This window comes from Cupriavidus sp. TMH.W2 (assembly GCF_050847365.1).
Classification (GTDB): domain Bacteria; phylum Pseudomonadota; class Gammaproteobacteria; order Burkholderiales; family Burkholderiaceae; genus Cupriavidus.
On the sequence record NZ_CP193793.1, the window covers coordinates 1,844,940 to 1,860,135 of the forward strand.

Consider the following 15,196-nt stretch of genomic DNA (forward strand, 5'->3'; position numbering starts at 1 on the left):
CTGCCGCTTGCGGCGAATGCGAAATCCACAACGAGCGCCACTGTCGCGGTGCTCCGCCGGACTCCCGCAACGATTACTGCTTCCGACTCGGGCTTGCCCTCAGCTTTGTTCAGTCTGATGAACCAGCTCGGTTACGGCACCGCGGCTGCAAGCTGAGCCTCGTCACAAAGGGCTCTGGTTCGGAAGGAGCAAATCCGCGGCAGACACCCCTAAAGCCGTGGCGACTTTCTCAAGGGTGTCCAATGCAATGTTTGTGGAGCCCACCTCGATTCTCGAGATGTGATTGCGGTCCAGGCCGACCCTGTCTCCAAGTTCTTTTTGGGAGATCCCCGCAGCATCTCTGTAGCGGCGAACCGCCGCACCAACATCCTTCGACGTCGGAGGTGTCACATGGGATGCAGTAAGACTTGCCTCAGACATTTTGGCTGACAACAACTGTCGGGCATCAACACCAAGCGCTACTGCCAACAATCCGACCTTATCTAGCGCCACGTTGGGCGCCGTTCGCTCGATGCGGCTTATGGACGTCCGGTCGGAATCTAGGCTGGTAGCCAGGTCGTCCTGGGACATACCTCGCGCCTCGCGGAGTCGCTTTAGGTTGTGTGCGAAGTTCTGCCGCAGCGACGCCATCCCAGGAAACCGTCAGTTCTAAAGTGACGATATATCCATGATTACAACTCGGACGTCTATAGCATATAAGTTGTAACTACCTGAGTTGTTGTCGTTTACATATACAACGCAAATGCCTACAATGCGACGGTACTAACTTAGGCACGGTACAAGCCTGGGCCGGGAAGTGGCGGATGTTGCTCGCCTTGACGATTCCTTGAGCAGTCATGTCCGGCAACGCTTCAGCTCCTTCCATCCGAGTTTGATATGGCGGCGCCGGCAACTATGGCTTTCCTGGGGAACATGCCCTGCACCGGTCCACTGGAGTGCAAGAAATGAACCTCGATGACGTACCCGACGATTTCCCGCGACACACCCTTCCAGCTGCAGTATCTGGCGCGCAACCCAAACTTGGATTGCGTCAGATTGGAGGCGTCTACGTTGCCGGCCAGACCGCCGAGGAACGATACGAGCGCTGGGTCTTCTGCGAAGACCTTGCCAAGCAATTGCTTCGGGTCGCTCAAAAGGACTCCGCGAAGCATCACCACCATTCGCCAGTCGAGACGCTCAGGCGCGTGCGCACATCCGTTTCACGAAAGGGTTGGGTCTCGGGTGCAGAGCTGGATTGGTTGATGTTGCGCATTAAGGCACTGCTGCAGTGGTAGCGAACATGCGAAGCGACATATTGCCCAGTAGAGAGGACGCTGTGACCACGACGAAATTACCCGCCTACGGACCTTGCGCCTTCGGCTACCGGCCGACGCCGGCCCTGCACCTCGGAAGGATAGTCCAGGACATTCCGCCGGTGGTTCACGCGTTGGGAAAGGCAACCTGCCGCAGCCCCGATGAACTGCTGGCCAGCCTAACGCGCTTTGGCTATCCCACCTATGCAATCGAAGACCCCGACGACAGTCTGACTTGGTACTTCTCAAACGATTTGCAGGAAGCGGTTGCCCTCGGGCTGAAATGGGTCGAGAAAGACTGCGCTCTGATACAGATTCCTGAAGATCAGGATGGCGAGGTTGTCTATGCGTATGTAGCGCGAGGCCTCGACGATGATCCAGACCTCCAGTACCTTTTATATCGCGAAGCCTTCTGGAGCGCTGCGGGTGGGGACTTGAATGAAGCAGCAACACCGGAGATCATGACTCGGTTGCGTATTGAACTCTTCAAGTCCCTAGCCCGATTGGGGGGAGGACAATTCCTCTTGCTCGACTTCTCAAATCCGGCTTCCGTTACACGGCACCTAGAGAACTGGAAGAATGACCTTGAGCCGTAGCACAAATAGGTTGCCGTCCATCTTGCGCAGGTGTCGAGTCGAGCAATGCTTCACCCGCGAGCGGCGCGCACCCCGGCCTTAAACTCATGCTCGACTGTTTCACGCCAACCCTCTTTCTTAACTTTGACGGGACTCTGCACGCCGGCCACGCCCTCATTGCTGAAGATGGACAGATCATTCTCGATTCCGATCGACCGCTGTTCGAGTTCGCCCCCTTGCTGGTTGAGATGCTTCGGCCGCATCCATCCGTGCAGATCGTCCTCACGACGCCCTGGCTGCAGACCTTGCCACTCGAGAGAGTCATTGCACATCTCCCGCCTGAGCTTGCCAAGCGGGTCGTTGGCACTATCAGGAATTTCAGGCCCAGCCTAAGTTACCTGCAAAGTGGAATTGACCGGACGTACAACATCGGCAGCTACGCGTGCGGCAAGCGATTGGAGAACTGGATAGCATTGGACGATGCCGTCTATGGCGTATTCAAGTTCGGCGGAGATCCTGGAAAACTGATGCAGCATTTCATACTTCTCGACTCGGAGCGCGGCATCAGCGAAGAAGGCGCGCAGCAGCGATTCCGAGAGTGGCTGGAACGGCAATGACTCCGAAGATGGGCGGCCCTCATAGATGCCTGACGTCGGCGGAGATGGAAGCCGAACTTGGGGGGCATCTCAGGACATATCGCATACATCGCAACCTGGACCAAGCTACGCTTTCGGAGCGTGCGGGTATTAGCCTTCGCGCGCTACGGAATCTTGAGTCCGGCAATGGTTCAACACTACACACACTAATTCAGGTACTTCGAGTCCTTGGTCGGGAGTCGTGGCTAGACACCATCGCCCCCGTGCCGACAATCAACCCGCTGATGCTGACGAGACAGGCCAAGCCACGACAGCGCGCAAGCAAGCCGCGAGGCAAGAAGCCAGCTTGAAAGGTGAATACAGAATACGACGCGCAGTCTCCAAGAAGCTGTTGGCCATCTTCGCAGACTACTTGCAAACGAATATGCATTCGCGCAACTGACCGGCTCTGAGAAGCTGCCTCACGTTCAATCTACCGCAGGCATCTCCACGCCTGCTGCGAACGCAGTCGGAAGGTCTCGGATGCCGGAGAAACGTGTCCACCTGAGTTCCGCAAACGCAGTTGGCATGAGAATGCGAGCACCGCTGTGCTCGGTACCCGCTAGATTTCATATCAGCGACGGTTCTACCTCGTAGACCGCACCCTCAATTGGGTCGCTTCCGAGCCGAGGCTCCGTGTATTTCCTTCCGTTCCCGTCATACCATGTATAGGGAAAGAACACCGCACCGTTCTCTTTCACAGAACCAAAACACTTGCGCATCATGCGATAGAACTCGTAGAACTGGAAGTCTCCGAGTGACCACGCGTATGGCTCCCACTTGTCGAAGTCCGCGGCCAGCTTCCTGCATGCCACAGGCCCGAACGGCACACCCCGTAGTCCGAAGCGAAGAAACTCCCAAAATGGACCCTTCCCCTCCGATTCAGACCACGGCCCATGCCGCTCGACCAAGCCCGACAACTCGTCGCACCAGTCGAATGGCTTGTACGTTCCGTCTAGTTCTTTACCTGTAGTCAACTTTACCAGCGCCTCACAAAAGAGCGCGACGTGATAGCCCGATTTACTCCGGTCGCGATACCAAGATGATTCCTCGAACTTGTACTCATAGACGGCACCAATTTCGAGTCCATCCGCCAGCTGTGGGTATGCCGGACTGGCCTCCATCAGCACGACATTCTCCAAGACCTCTCCCGTGATGGGGCACAAATCGAATTTCTTTGGGTGGCGCGGCTGGTCACGCTTCTTCAAGTCGTTATAAACGATAAAGTTCTGATAAGTTGGCATAATACGTTTTACAAACAGGTTTTTTTCGGTGCAAGACATCATTTATGTAACACCATACTATCTAGTCGACGCAGCACTCGGTTCTGAGCGGCATGAATATATTTATAACGCGGGCTTGGGGAACACCGCAAGCACCTCTATGATGGTTTTCTGAAGGTCATCCGCGATGAATATGGAATGTCCCCTGAAAATATGGGCACTCTTTCGAAAAAACTTTTTTGTAACAGAGCTGAGAGTCGTTACGGTTCTTTTTGAAATCTTCTTCGAAAATCAATTCTTGCGTTGGCTGATCGCCAATACGTCGCCGGAATTGAGCCCGTGTTCGACGTAATCTCGCGATTCCCGCGCTTAGAGTCCAGGCGAACTCGGCCAATGCGCTGCGCCATTGCCCTCCCCGCCGACAAGCGCTCTCAGCACCACCACGCGCGCCAGAGCAGTACGGACGAACCGTACTTTCCTTATCCTTCGACTATGAAGCGGGCCACTGCCCTCAGAACTGATGGATTGCGCCGCCAATCAAGGGAGCTTGCCATCCGCGACGGCCTCGGAGGAAGCCAATGCTGGTATGACTTCGGCGCCGAATTGCATGTGGCAACACCGTCGGCATAGAACTGCAAGGAGCGTAGCATTCGTCGGTCGCAGCACATCTTCGCTCTCTATCAGCATGTCCATCTGATAAACAGCGAGGTGCCAGGCGGTCATGTCAACCGGCGCCCCACACCGGGCGCAAGTTTCAACGGGACCCGACCCGGGATATCGCACCGGGATGGCGTATTTGGCGAGCACCGACTGTCGCGCTGCAGCGCGACAGTCGCAAGAGCAGAACTCCTCGATCCAGAGGTAGTCACCGACATCAGCTACCGGATAGGTGTCAGCAGGGAAGCTAAGCTTCTCGAAACATGCAGAGAGCTCATACATTACCGCCTCGCACCACGTTCCGCACTTCCTGCAGGGACCCATATCGCCTCCTGTTTGCGACGATTCCGTCAACATTCGTCGCGGACGCTGCCGTACTGCCTGCGCCCCCATTCATGAGTAGCGCCCAAGCGCCTGAGAACGAACGGCAGCGCAGCATAGTGCAGCGGCCTTGGATCGAGCGATTACTCATAGGCTGTTGCCTGCAGCCGCCAAGAAGCCAGCCGCCCGCGCTGTGTTGCCCCTGCTCGCCCGTTGTGAGTGTACGCTCATGTAAGCTGCAGAGTGGACGTCAGGGTTCCGGTGATTCCGCCGCATTTGCTTGGCTGTCATCACGGTCGGCAGCGCATTACTTTCGTGCGCGTCATGCATACGCAAATCGGCTATACCGAGGATGCAAAAACATCCTCGACTTCAAGCCGCTCACGAAGGCTCCCCTGCCCCTGTCAATATTTCGGCCTCGGCTGGTCCGATTTTGAAATGGCCCGGCGGGAAGACACAACTGTTACCCTTGCTAAGGAAGCTGCTGCCTGCCGGCAATCGGCTCGTGGAGCCGTTCCTCGGAGGCGCAAGCGTGTTTCTTGGCACTGATTACTCGAGTTATCTCCTGCTCGACGCGCACGTGGACCTCATCTGCATGTATAAGCAGATGGTCCAGCGTCCCGAGCGAATCATCGAGCTGGCACGCCCGCTGTTCTCCGACCATGCAGCCAACGAAGCCATCTACCTGGCTGTCCGGGACGCGTTCAACCGAGCGGCGCCCGCTGACGTTCGGGCCGCCTACTTCCTGTATCTCAACAAGTTTGGCTTCAACGGGCTGTCGCGATACTCGGCAAAGGGCAATTTCAATGTGCCGTGGGGCCGGGCCGCGCAAGCCCCGACGTTACCGGAAGACAGCATTCGAGCGTTCAGTGAACGCGCGCGGAGCAAAGCAGTCATCGTGCAAGGCGATTTCACGGACGCGTTCAAGCTTGCAACGCCGGGAGATGTCATCTACTGCGACCCACCGTACGTGGACCTCGCTGATGCACCGTCCTTCACCAAGTACACCGCAGAAGGCTTTCCACGAGAACGTCAACAAGAGCTGGCAGATTTGGCCCGCGCCACTGCAGCAAGGGGCATCCCGGTCGTCATCTCGAACCATCTGACAGCCGAGACTCGAGAACTGTATCGAGGCGCAGAATGCCACGAGGTGGAGGTGCGAAGAAGCGTCGCAGCGCAAGCGGGCAACAGAAGAACAGTCGCCGAGGGCATATTCGTCTTCGAGCGTTAAGCTGTGAAAGTATCTCGGTGACGTAGCCATGACCAGCGCGGCAGCGCGGCAACGCTGCAGATCGCCTCGCGACAGCTGCGGCGCGAGTATCCAACAGTTTTCGGACAGGCCGGGGGGAGATTTCTACACAAATCGGACAAACCACCTCACTTCATGCCCCGGAATAGCTCTGGATTCGGTCAAGAGATTCCAAAGCTGCACGAAAACAGCTGCGGCCACTGCCAACCGTCGTGACTCTAGGGACGAGACTTATCGCACAGAGCACGACCGCGCCGCAAACGCCCAAGCCGTTGTCGTTTTTGCTGCGGGATTACAGGACACCGGCGGTGCACGGGCCGCTCAGGCCCGCACGACTTTTGCGATCAGGCGCCGAGGCCTCGGTGCAAAAGCCCTTCCGCGAGGAAGGGTCTGCATTCACACGGCGGCTTTGGGCTGCGCCGCAGGGGCTGCGGGCGCCGGCTGGGGGTCATTGAGCTTCTCGCAGGTCAGGATGAGCGAGCGGGCATAGGTGAAAGCCGACTGTTTTACGATCTCCTCAGTGAAGAAGAATACCCAGGTCAGAAGCATGACCAGCGCGATCCCCACCGTGGCAAGCTCCTCGCCGCTGAGCAAGGCCTCGATGTTGGCTGCTTCCTGATACCGGGACGCCCAGATCGTCAGGCCATGGCGGATGGCCACCCAAACCAAGGCACACAGGCTGATCACGATGCCGATGGTGCGCAGCCCGTAGCCGTTGCGCCGGAAGCCGTACGAGATGAGGTCCTTGAAAAGCAACTCGTACTTGGCCTTGTCCCGGGTGGCTTCGCGCAGCTTGTTGCCCGCGGCCGTGTATAGCGCGTCGGCCAGGTCGGGCGCGGCGCGCTCCTGCTGCACGGCAGGGAAGGGCTTGCCGACCAGCTTCGCGCAGACCCCGTGGTAGTGCTCCTTCGAGATCATGTCGAAGGTGTCATCCGAGTGCCGCAGGACCTGCGTGCTCGGCGCGCCTCCCCACTTGGCCCACAGCGCCTTTTCCTTCGACTTGCCGCGCTGGCGGGCCAGCTCAGCCAGCAGCCCCAGCACCCCGCAAGCCACGGCCGCCGTGCCAATGGTGCTCCAGAAGCCGAGCTTTTCCCGGTAGAGCGCGACGATCAGCACCAGGGCGGGCAGCAGGGCCAGCAGCGCCGGCACAAGCCGGGCCTCCCGCTCGTACTTGTCCCCGAACTGGGTGACAGATTTGACGAGATCCATGACGGCCCCTTAGTCGTCGAGTTCGGCGTAGAACGGGACGTAAGTCAGCGGCCCCCAGCCCACCCGGCGTTCGGCACCACGGAAGTGATAGATCGACTGGCCTTTGGTCTGCGCGACATTGAAGCCACGCCTCAGGAAGGCGTTCGTCACCACCCGCTTCGGGTGCGTCGGCGCTGCCTTCGCCGCGGAAACGAATGCCGTGCGCGTGAACTTCTCCGGCTTGATCGCCAACGGCTTGCCCACGATCAGGTCGAGCGTTTCCGTCGACACGTTGTGGCGCCCGCCGTGATGTGGGATTTGGACGAAGGTGACCTGGCTGGGGAGGTCGTAGCCCATCGCCTGCGCGTACTCGGCCGCCGCGCGGAGCGTCTCGATGCCGGCGTCGCCCGTCAGCAGGTAGCCGTGGGCCTCCGTCTTGGCAAACAGCACGGCACTGCTTTCGTTCTCGGCGCTCGTCGAGACGGTCTCGGGCAGGAACTCCATGTCCCAGCGGTCAGCCGCCTTGCTGAGGACTTCCACCGTCTTGTCGACCGCCTTGTCGAAGAAGGACTCGAGCGTGGCTGCAGCCTTCTTCAGCTCCGGCGACTTCTGGAACTCCGGGATCAGCTGGTCGATGTAGCGATTCCGGGTGGGCGACAGGACATGGAAGATGCCGATCTGGCTGCCTGCGAACGGCTCGCGGATCGTGATGTTGCGCTCCTGCGCAACCTTCTCCAGCGCATGGGCCGCAGACATCTTCTCCTGCAGCCGGCGCGCCAGGCTCTCATCGGTCATGCGGCCGTCGTGGAAGTAGTCACGGATCTGCGCGCTGTATTGCCACGGACGATGCATCCACAGCTCGCCGACGGTCATGTTCTCCAGGACGTAGAGCAACCCGCCCGCGTGGTCGTTGTCGGGATGGGAGTTGACCACGTAGTCCACGTGGGTCGTGCCGTAGTGCCCCTTGACGTGGTTGACCAGGGCCTCGCCGTAGTCCTTCGTGCCGCCGTCATAGATCATGACCTTGTACCGGTCGCTTTCCTTCCAGCGGATCGCAATCGCGTCGCCGCTGCTTTCTCCCTTCCCGACTGGCAGGAAGTCAATTTCCATTGCTTGTACCACCTTGTTTCCTCCAGATTCGTCCGCCTGTTCGGGCTTTGCCGTTGGCTCTCGGCTTCGCGCGTCGAGAGCAAATGCGGATCAGAACGCATATCTCAAGGATGTTGTTGTAAAAGAGATGTTTACAACGTCAAGACAATTGCACAAGCTACAAAATTGCTCAAAATGTTTGTCCGTAGGCAAATTAGCCCCGAGTTTCGGCCAACCGAATGAACTTGGCCACCCGACGGGTGAGAAGAAGGAGACAAACGCTTGAAAGAAGGTCTCAAGGGCGGAGACCAAAGCTACCTGCACTAAAATCTGGCCTTGGTACGTCGTGGGCCCGCTCCAGACACCCCACCAAATAGGGGCGCAGGGCGTTGGGGTGCATGCCGTTAGTGGAGGGCTTACCATCTATGTATGAACGATGATCGCCAAAACACTGTTCGCCGTCGCCGTTGCCTTCGGCTCGCCCCTTGCGATTGCTCAACAGCAAACCCCTACGCAAACCCTTGCTGCCCCTTCGTGCGAATCCGGTTGCCGAGCTGTAACCGGCGACACTCTGATTTACCTGGGCACCAGTCCGAAGACGTACCGCATCTGTCGCAACACTGACTATCGCGCAAACGTCTACGTCGACGGTAACAATGTGGGGGATCTTTCGCCAAACAGGGACGGCGTTCGCTCCTGTTTGGATGTCAGCGGCAGCCGAATTGGCGTGAATACCATCGGCACCGTATATGTGGGCCTGGTCTCTCCCAGCTGAAACGTTTTGAGAACGGCTGGGCGACAACCTTAAAAAGGTTTGGGAAGTCCGGCTCCAAAACGAAAAGGGAGGCAATCGCTCCCCTCCTTCACTTCTGACCACTATCGGTCTTAAATAGCAGCGTCCTTCAGCTTCTTCAGCGGACGAACCTTGACCTTCACGGAAGCCGGCTTGGCAGCAAACCACTGCTCCTGGCCCGTGAACGGATTCTTGCCGAAGCGCTTCTTCGTGGCCGGAACCTGGATCGCCGACACTTTGAACAGGCCCGGCAGGGTAAATTTGCCAGCGCCCTTCTTGTGAACAGCGCTGACGATGGTGTTCTCGAGGTGAGCCAGGACCGTTTGCACAGTCTTCTTGTCCAGTTCAGTCTGGGCGACCAAGTGGGCCAGCAGGCTGGACTTGTTGAACGCCTCCTTCAGCGGCTTGACCACAGGCGCTGCGGCTGCCTTCTTGGCTGCCGGCGCATCCTTCTTCGCTGCGGGAGCAGCCTTCTTTGCCGGTGCTGCCGCCTTATTTGCCGCAGTCTTCTGGGCGGCCGTCTTCTTCGTTGCCATTTGGCTCCTGTTGCAGAACTACCGGCACTATTACCGGGAATTCGCGCAGCATAGCGAAGAATCCGGTGCACATGCAATGGGGGAGTCCGAGGAATATTGCGGCTTATTACGTAGGAGTACTTAGGCCCAGCTCTTAGCCAAATCCCTGCCCTTCCCGCACCCAGCGCGGCACGCCGCAAGCTGAGGGCGAGTAGGATGTTAGCCGGCCAGGCCCTTGTTCGGGTTGATCAGGCCTTCAGTGCGTTGACCCGCTCGCTCAGGAACGGGAACAGCAGCCAGCTTTGACCAGGCATTCATCCAGACTGGTCAACGATTGTTCCTGGCCGAGTTCAGGCGCCCAAGGGATGGCGTCGGTCGGCGTTACCCGACCATTCTCCGCGGATTGGGTTGCACCTTCATGCGGGGGATGACCCACTATGAACACGAAAATCCAATAACCCATACCCACATCAGGAGCGCCCGTCCCAGTTCTCGAGCCTTGACGTATGCCTTTCCGGACGCTTGTGGGCCTGCTCAATACCGAGCGCGCGACGCTCCTCCAACTTCTTCTTCAGCGCCTCGTCAGACGACTTGGTCAGGTCCAAGAACTTTAGGATCACTTCATACGTGCGCCAATGCTTAGGGGGCTGGCCTTCAATCATGGCATCAATCAGCTCGGGAACCTTGGACTTCAGCAGCGAGTGCGCGGATGACGGTTCTTCCTTATCCTTTAGCAATTGCAGCAAGACGCCCAGTAATTCCAACTGTTTCAGCTCCTCCTTGAAATGCGATAAGAACTCTTCCCGCTGCGACTCAGGAATCCAGCTCTCGTGCTCTTCCAAGGAATCGAGGGCGCCGGGCGCCAGGGCCGCCATCCGGGCTAGCCAATCCGACTTCATCTCATCGCTAACGGGAAGGCCAAAGAGTGCCTCCCAGACTTCCGGCATGAACTCACCGGAGGTGTGCTGTTTGCGCTCAAGCAGTAGCCCTGCCAGGCGCTCCGCTTGTTCCGGCCCAAGTTCACGTGCGACCTCAGCCAACTCCCCGGACTCGCCGACGCAGGACAGCCACTCCCAGGCCACCTCGAACAGGGGGTGCTCTGGCTTCCGAACGACTCTTCGAAGAACCGCATTCCACGCAGCGTTTCGCGATCCATGGGCACCAACGTAGTAGATGACAGGATGGTGGCCAGTGAAAACCTCCACGCAGGCAGCAAGCAATTGAGGCGGCAGTCTGTAGAGGATTGTCTCTGGCGGCGATTCCAGATCGACTCCTTCGGGAAGCAGAGCAGTTTGAATTTCAGTCGGAGCCGAGGCGCGGGTCAGAGCGGCTGCTTGCAGCCACACCTCGTCTAGCGCTCCAGTCGTCAGATGCTGAAGCAGACGCGTGCGTTCTCCAGCTGAGAGGCCGTCCCAAGCATCCACGAGGTCCGATACCACCCGGATCCGACTGGCAGTGCCTGGTAGAGCAAGCAGGTCCTCTACGCGTGCTTCTCTTTCCCCGGAATCGCTCGGAACGCCGGACATCAAGATGTCCGAAACCCCGAGCATGTAATCGCTTGGAGTGCCTGACAGCGAGTACTGCCGAACAAGCTCTATCCAACGGTCCACAATTTCCAGCAAGCTCGGCAGAGAGATGTTTCCGACGGCTCGATCCATCACGTCATACAGACGCTCGTCTCTGAAGGATGCCCCGGGTGGCAGCTGGAGAAGAACTCTAGGCATCAGTGCTTCGAGCAGTGCCCATGGGGTCTCCTGACCGCCAAACTCGGCGCGGGCAATGACCACCAGGTGGTCGATAAGAACAGCGGCGGAAACTGGCGAATCTGCCATCGCTTGCAGTCCGCTGGTCAGAGAAGCACGGCGCTCCTCATCACACGAAGACCAAGCATCCAACACCCCCTGATACGCAGCCTGCGTAATCGCTGGGTGTTGTTCGCTGAAGATACGCTGCAGCAGATGTTGGTCACCACTGCGTGGCTCGCTTAGCCACAGACGCACAACTGGTGCACGGACCATTGAAACGTCAATGCTGAGAAGTCGGGCGGTCATCTGCGAAGTCAGTTGATGCGGCGACTCTTCTAGGAAGGTGACGACCTTCGCCGCATCCCGAATTGAGAGCGAATCTGGTCTGTCGCTATTCAGGAGCTCCAACGCGCCTTTGACCTCGGTCGAAGAAGCGGCTGCTGGGAACGCGTCGACCTCTAGAAATTTCGCAAATGTCGCTGCAGGGATCCTCGGTTGGTCTCCCGACCACTCGACATATGAGAGATTAATCAGCGTCACGTCACGAACCCACGCAGACACGTCAGACTGCAGTTCAACAGGCAGCGAGCCCAGTCTCCTCGCGAGGAACTCAAAGCACAAATCACGCACCACAGGGAAAATCGAGCGCAGTCCACGAATAGCTAGAGCAACCACCCTCTGCCGGCCTTCTTGGCCGCCCCCGAGATTCTGATGGATCCAGCCGAGGTTTGTGGCTGCCGCTCGCGCGGTGTCAGCGTCAATAGTAAATAGCGCTCTCTCCAAGAGAGATAGCGCCGCCTCCGTCGACCGGGATGTAGCTGCATCCAGGAGTGACTCTGCACTTGCTCGGTAGAACGGATGGCTGAATGTGTAACGCCGAGACGCCCCGCTCACCATCCGGCGAAGTTCAAGTTGATCCAAAAAGTCACTTTGACGGCTCGACAAGACCGGCAAGGGAACGTAGCCGGGAGGCGGCGCCGGCGGAGCCGTCGAGGTCCGACCAATCGAAGACATCAGGCCTCGGACGTCTGATTCGCCAGGGCGATCAGTCCGCGCATCGTCCAAGACGAATGCCAACTCAGGTTCCGCGGTCCGCAAGGTGGGAGTTGAGGCGACAGCAAGCGCACTCATGAGCGGCGCTAGCTGCTCCTGCCGAAGGGCCTCTCCGAGGGACTTTGAGTCCCGACGCGCGTAGCGGATCATCTCCTCAAGGGAAGCACCGCCATCCAACTGATCATGGTTGGCGGCAAGGTACACGAGACAGCCCGGCTCCAGGTCCAGCTGCCCAGCCTGGACAGCATCTGCAACTTGAGCTTTCAAACCCGCGGGAACGGCATAGTCGGCAGCCAACGTTGCCCATAGAGCGCCTAGGAAGCTTCCATCGCCAATTCCCATTTCCACCCAAGACAAGTTTCCCGTGCGGACTTGATTGATGGACTTGCATCGAGAGACTTCCAGGAGCCGGTCCTGAGCTTGAGAAACGATGAGGCGTCTACCGTTCACCAGTTTTGGAATCAACGCGCCAAGCAGCATCAACTCACGAGACGCGTTATCTGCCGCGTGCGCTCCTCCGAGCGGGTCGTCTACAAGGGCGGCTCGGTTGCCTGTAACCGGCTCGGACAAGTAGCGATCTGCCTCGGCGACGTCGGAGCAGACTCGAACGCTGTAGCCCTGCATCTGCAGTGAGGAAGCCAGGCTGCGAGCGCAGAAGGTCTTGCCCACCCGAGGGGCTCCCGTGAGGAGGAGCGCAGAGTCGCCCGCCAGCTGGGACAGTAATGCCTTCTCCTCCCCCCTGGGAACATAGGATGCTGCCACCAAAGGATCCGCGGCGGCTCCGGACGCAATGACGCCATTCACTTCGAGCAGCACATCGACGCCGGTCCGCTTCTCGCGCACGACTATTTCTGTAATGCGCCTCGTTACCTCCTCAACACGATCCGGAACTACTCGGTGACGGGACTCAAGCTCGTCTCGAATTCGTCGCAGAATTGTCGGCTCATCGAGCCGCTCCGCAATGAGCACTCGCTGAAGCGATGCTTTCAGGGCAGTCGTCGACGTGAGCGATAGCTGCTTTCCGATATCTGCTCGGCGCTTCTTGGCTAGCTTCTTGTCTGCCTTCGGTGTCGCGTTGGCGTAGTTCTGCAGACCGGCCCGCATCCCACGCTCCGTCTGAACCGTCACTGAGCCCTTCTTCACCTCTGTCGTATGCACAGACAGCTCTACAGCATGAGGCACGACTTCATCATTGCATCGACCGCTGGCCACAAAGAGCACCGACTTCTTCTGGTCGGCGACAAGCCTTTCTAGAAGCGAACCGCTGTCTTCGTGACCGGGAAAGTGCGCGAGCCAGTCGGCCAGCACGTCATGCGTGATACGTCTGCCCGCACCCTTGACCTGAACCTCCAAAAGTCTGACGTTGCCACCATCGGATTGGATTAGCAGAGCATCTTCGCCATCCTTCGGTTCGATTTGCAGTGAGACTCCGGTATTGCCTGATCCAAGCACCGCTAGCAGCGTGCACACATGGTCTTGCAGACGGTACTTCAGTTGTCCAGTGATTTCAATCGACATACCTCGTCGTCGAGACGACGCCTCCCAATCTGGTTAGTTTTCCGCAGTGTCCACCGAGGACGTACCGCCGCCGCACCTCCGCCTTCGCACACCCTCAAAACATGATGGGCCCGGCCGAACCGGTCTATATTAAAGCACTCCGCATGCTGCGGGCGCGTTCACTTAACACCTGCGCGTCGCCATCTACCGAACTTCCGCACAAGCTGGTCGCGACGAATGGCTGTAATGTCGATTGGCGCTGCGTGCTCTCGACAACCATAACGACCTTTCCTTAGCAACGACACCGGCCTCCGCCTATGTTCGTTGACAACAGGCGTTAGCCGATGACGCAACGTCGATAACGTATTGGTGGCTGTACATGTCATGCTTGAGGAAGCTTTATATTCTTCCGAGCCAATATCAAATCCTATTACTTCAAAACTATCTAAATCATTACCTCCCCCGGATATATACTCTCTTGTCACATCTCGGCCGATCCTGAAGGCGCCCGAGGGGAGGGCCGCCCTTTCCGCCTGAAAGGGATCGGTGGTGACCGCCTCGTTGGTCGGCTTGAACACGGCAGCGATGAGGGGAGACCGGTTTCTGCGGGGGAAGAGCTGAGACAACCGGCACGCGGGCGAAGATAGCGCACGGCTCGAGAAGACTGTCAGATCCTGGCAATCTGCCGGGTGGAAGGCAATACCCAAGCTTGCGCACAGGGGGCCTTCGGCTGTCCCTTTCATACCTCAAGAAAGATATCCTCCCAAAAGATTGTAGATATGCTTACGGGAGGATATGTATCTGGTTATTCCTTTGGAAATGCTCAATCGAGCCTATGTACCGGAATAACCTAGCTATCCTCAATCGAGGATCTCTTTTGAGGCCCGCTCGCGAATTGACCGCTACGCGGTCGGGCAGCCAGGCCGAGCACTGTATGACGCGAGGAGCGCAAACGCCTTTTCCGACGACTGGTGGATGCTGCACAACGACGCTAATTGCGAACGACCTTGGTCTCCGGCGATGTACACGTCGCCGCATGGGGCTCGGTAGCTCGTAACGATGCGACCCCCTCCACAAACTGGCTGCGGGTTCACCAACTCACGTCATCTGCTGTGATGCACCCGTCACCGTCTGGCTTTTTAGAGAGGACCTTCCTTTCCTACCTAAACCTCGCAGTCAGCCAAAAACAGGACATTGATTCCGAGTACTCTATGGAGATGATGCTTGTGCCAAGCCACCGCTCCAAATTTCTCGCGGCGCGAAATTGGCTCGCAATGGAAATCGATGAGGAACGTCGCCTGTGGGCGACATGGCGTGCGGAGGCAGCAGACCGGTCTTCGAATCACCTGTTAGTTATCCATCCT

Annotated in this window: 12 protein-coding genes; 6 read left to right on the top strand and 6 right to left on the bottom strand. The window is 58.2% G+C overall.

Annotation, left to right across the window (positions count from 1 at the left end):
- Nucleotides 1-162: 162 nt before the first annotated feature.
- Nucleotides 163-570 carry a helix-turn-helix domain-containing protein gene (locus tag ACREYQ_RS25855; protein ID WP_432260832.1) on the bottom strand — a complete coding sequence of 136 codons (408 nt, stop codon included), beginning with the start codon at nt 568-570 and terminating at the stop codon, nt 163-165.
- Between the two features lie 374 nt (nt 571-944).
- On the opposite strand from ACREYQ_RS25855, the gene ACREYQ_RS25860 reads away from it, so the two are divergent.
- The 4 genes from ACREYQ_RS25860 to ACREYQ_RS25875 all read left to right on the top strand — a co-directional run bounded on the left by ACREYQ_RS25860 (nt 945) and on the right by ACREYQ_RS25875 (nt 2,813).
- On the top strand, nt 945-1,274 hold the full coding sequence (locus ACREYQ_RS25860) for a hypothetical protein (RefSeq protein ID WP_432260833.1): 330 nt from the start codon (nt 945-947) through the stop codon (nt 1,272-1,274).
- Between the two features lie 41 nt (nt 1,275-1,315).
- Nucleotides 1,316-1,888, top strand: coding sequence for a transposase (locus tag ACREYQ_RS25865; protein WP_432260834.1), 573 nt, complete (start codon nt 1,316-1,318; stop codon nt 1,886-1,888).
- Nucleotides 1,889-1,974: 86 nt separating this feature from the next.
- Complete coding sequence (locus ACREYQ_RS25870) at nt 1,975-2,484, top strand: HAD domain-containing protein (protein WP_432260835.1); 510 nt, start codon at nt 1,975-1,977, stop codon at nt 2,482-2,484.
- A gap of 44 nt (nt 2,485-2,528) precedes the next feature.
- On the top strand, nt 2,529-2,813 hold the full coding sequence (locus ACREYQ_RS25875; protein WP_432262657.1) for a helix-turn-helix transcriptional regulator: 285 nt from the start codon (nt 2,529-2,531) through the stop codon (nt 2,811-2,813).
- 258 nt (nt 2,814-3,071) lie between these two features.
- Here ACREYQ_RS25875 and ACREYQ_RS25880 read toward each other — a convergent pair whose 3' ends face one another.
- A complete protein-coding gene (locus ACREYQ_RS25880) occupies nt 3,072-3,788 on the bottom strand; it encodes a hypothetical protein (protein WP_432260836.1) in 717 nt (238 codons plus the stop codon).
- Nucleotides 3,789-5,055: 1,267 nt separating this feature from the next.
- Here ACREYQ_RS25880 and ACREYQ_RS25885 point away from each other — a divergent pair.
- A complete protein-coding gene (locus ACREYQ_RS25885) occupies nt 5,056-5,934 on the top strand; it encodes a DNA adenine methylase (protein WP_432260837.1) in 879 nt (292 codons plus the stop codon).
- Between the two features lie 414 nt (nt 5,935-6,348).
- Here the strand turns inward: ACREYQ_RS25885 and ACREYQ_RS25890 are convergent, their stop codons facing one another.
- Nucleotides 6,349-7,161, bottom strand: coding sequence for a hypothetical protein (locus ACREYQ_RS25890; protein WP_432260838.1), 813 nt, complete (start codon nt 7,159-7,161; stop codon nt 6,349-6,351).
- Nucleotides 7,162-7,170: 9 nt separating this feature from the next.
- Nucleotides 7,171-8,250 carry a ComEC/Rec2 family competence protein gene (locus ACREYQ_RS25895; RefSeq protein ID WP_432260839.1) on the bottom strand — a complete coding sequence of 360 codons (1,080 nt, stop codon included), beginning with the start codon at nt 8,248-8,250 and terminating at the stop codon, nt 7,171-7,173.
- A 415-nt stretch (nt 8,251-8,665) separates the two neighbouring features.
- Here ACREYQ_RS25895 and ACREYQ_RS25900 point away from each other — a divergent pair, with 415 nt between their 5' ends.
- On the top strand, nt 8,666-9,004 hold the full coding sequence (locus ACREYQ_RS25900; protein ID WP_432260840.1) for a hypothetical protein: 339 nt from the start codon (nt 8,666-8,668) through the stop codon (nt 9,002-9,004).
- Nucleotides 9,005-9,114: 110 nt separating this feature from the next.
- Here the strand turns inward: ACREYQ_RS25900 and ACREYQ_RS25905 are convergent, their stop codons facing one another.
- Both ACREYQ_RS25905 and ACREYQ_RS25910 read right to left on the bottom strand, forming a co-directional pair.
- Nucleotides 9,115-9,558 carry an HU family DNA-binding protein gene (locus ACREYQ_RS25905; RefSeq protein WP_432260841.1) on the bottom strand — a complete coding sequence of 148 codons (444 nt, stop codon included), beginning with the start codon at nt 9,556-9,558 and terminating at the stop codon, nt 9,115-9,117.
- Between the two features lie 449 nt (nt 9,559-10,007).
- The gene (locus ACREYQ_RS25910) at nt 10,008-13,853 is read right to left on the bottom strand and encodes a hypothetical protein (RefSeq protein WP_432260842.1); all 3,846 of its coding nucleotides are present in this window, start codon (nt 13,851-13,853) and stop codon (nt 10,008-10,010) included.
- Nucleotides 13,854-15,196: the final 1,343 nt, after the last annotated feature.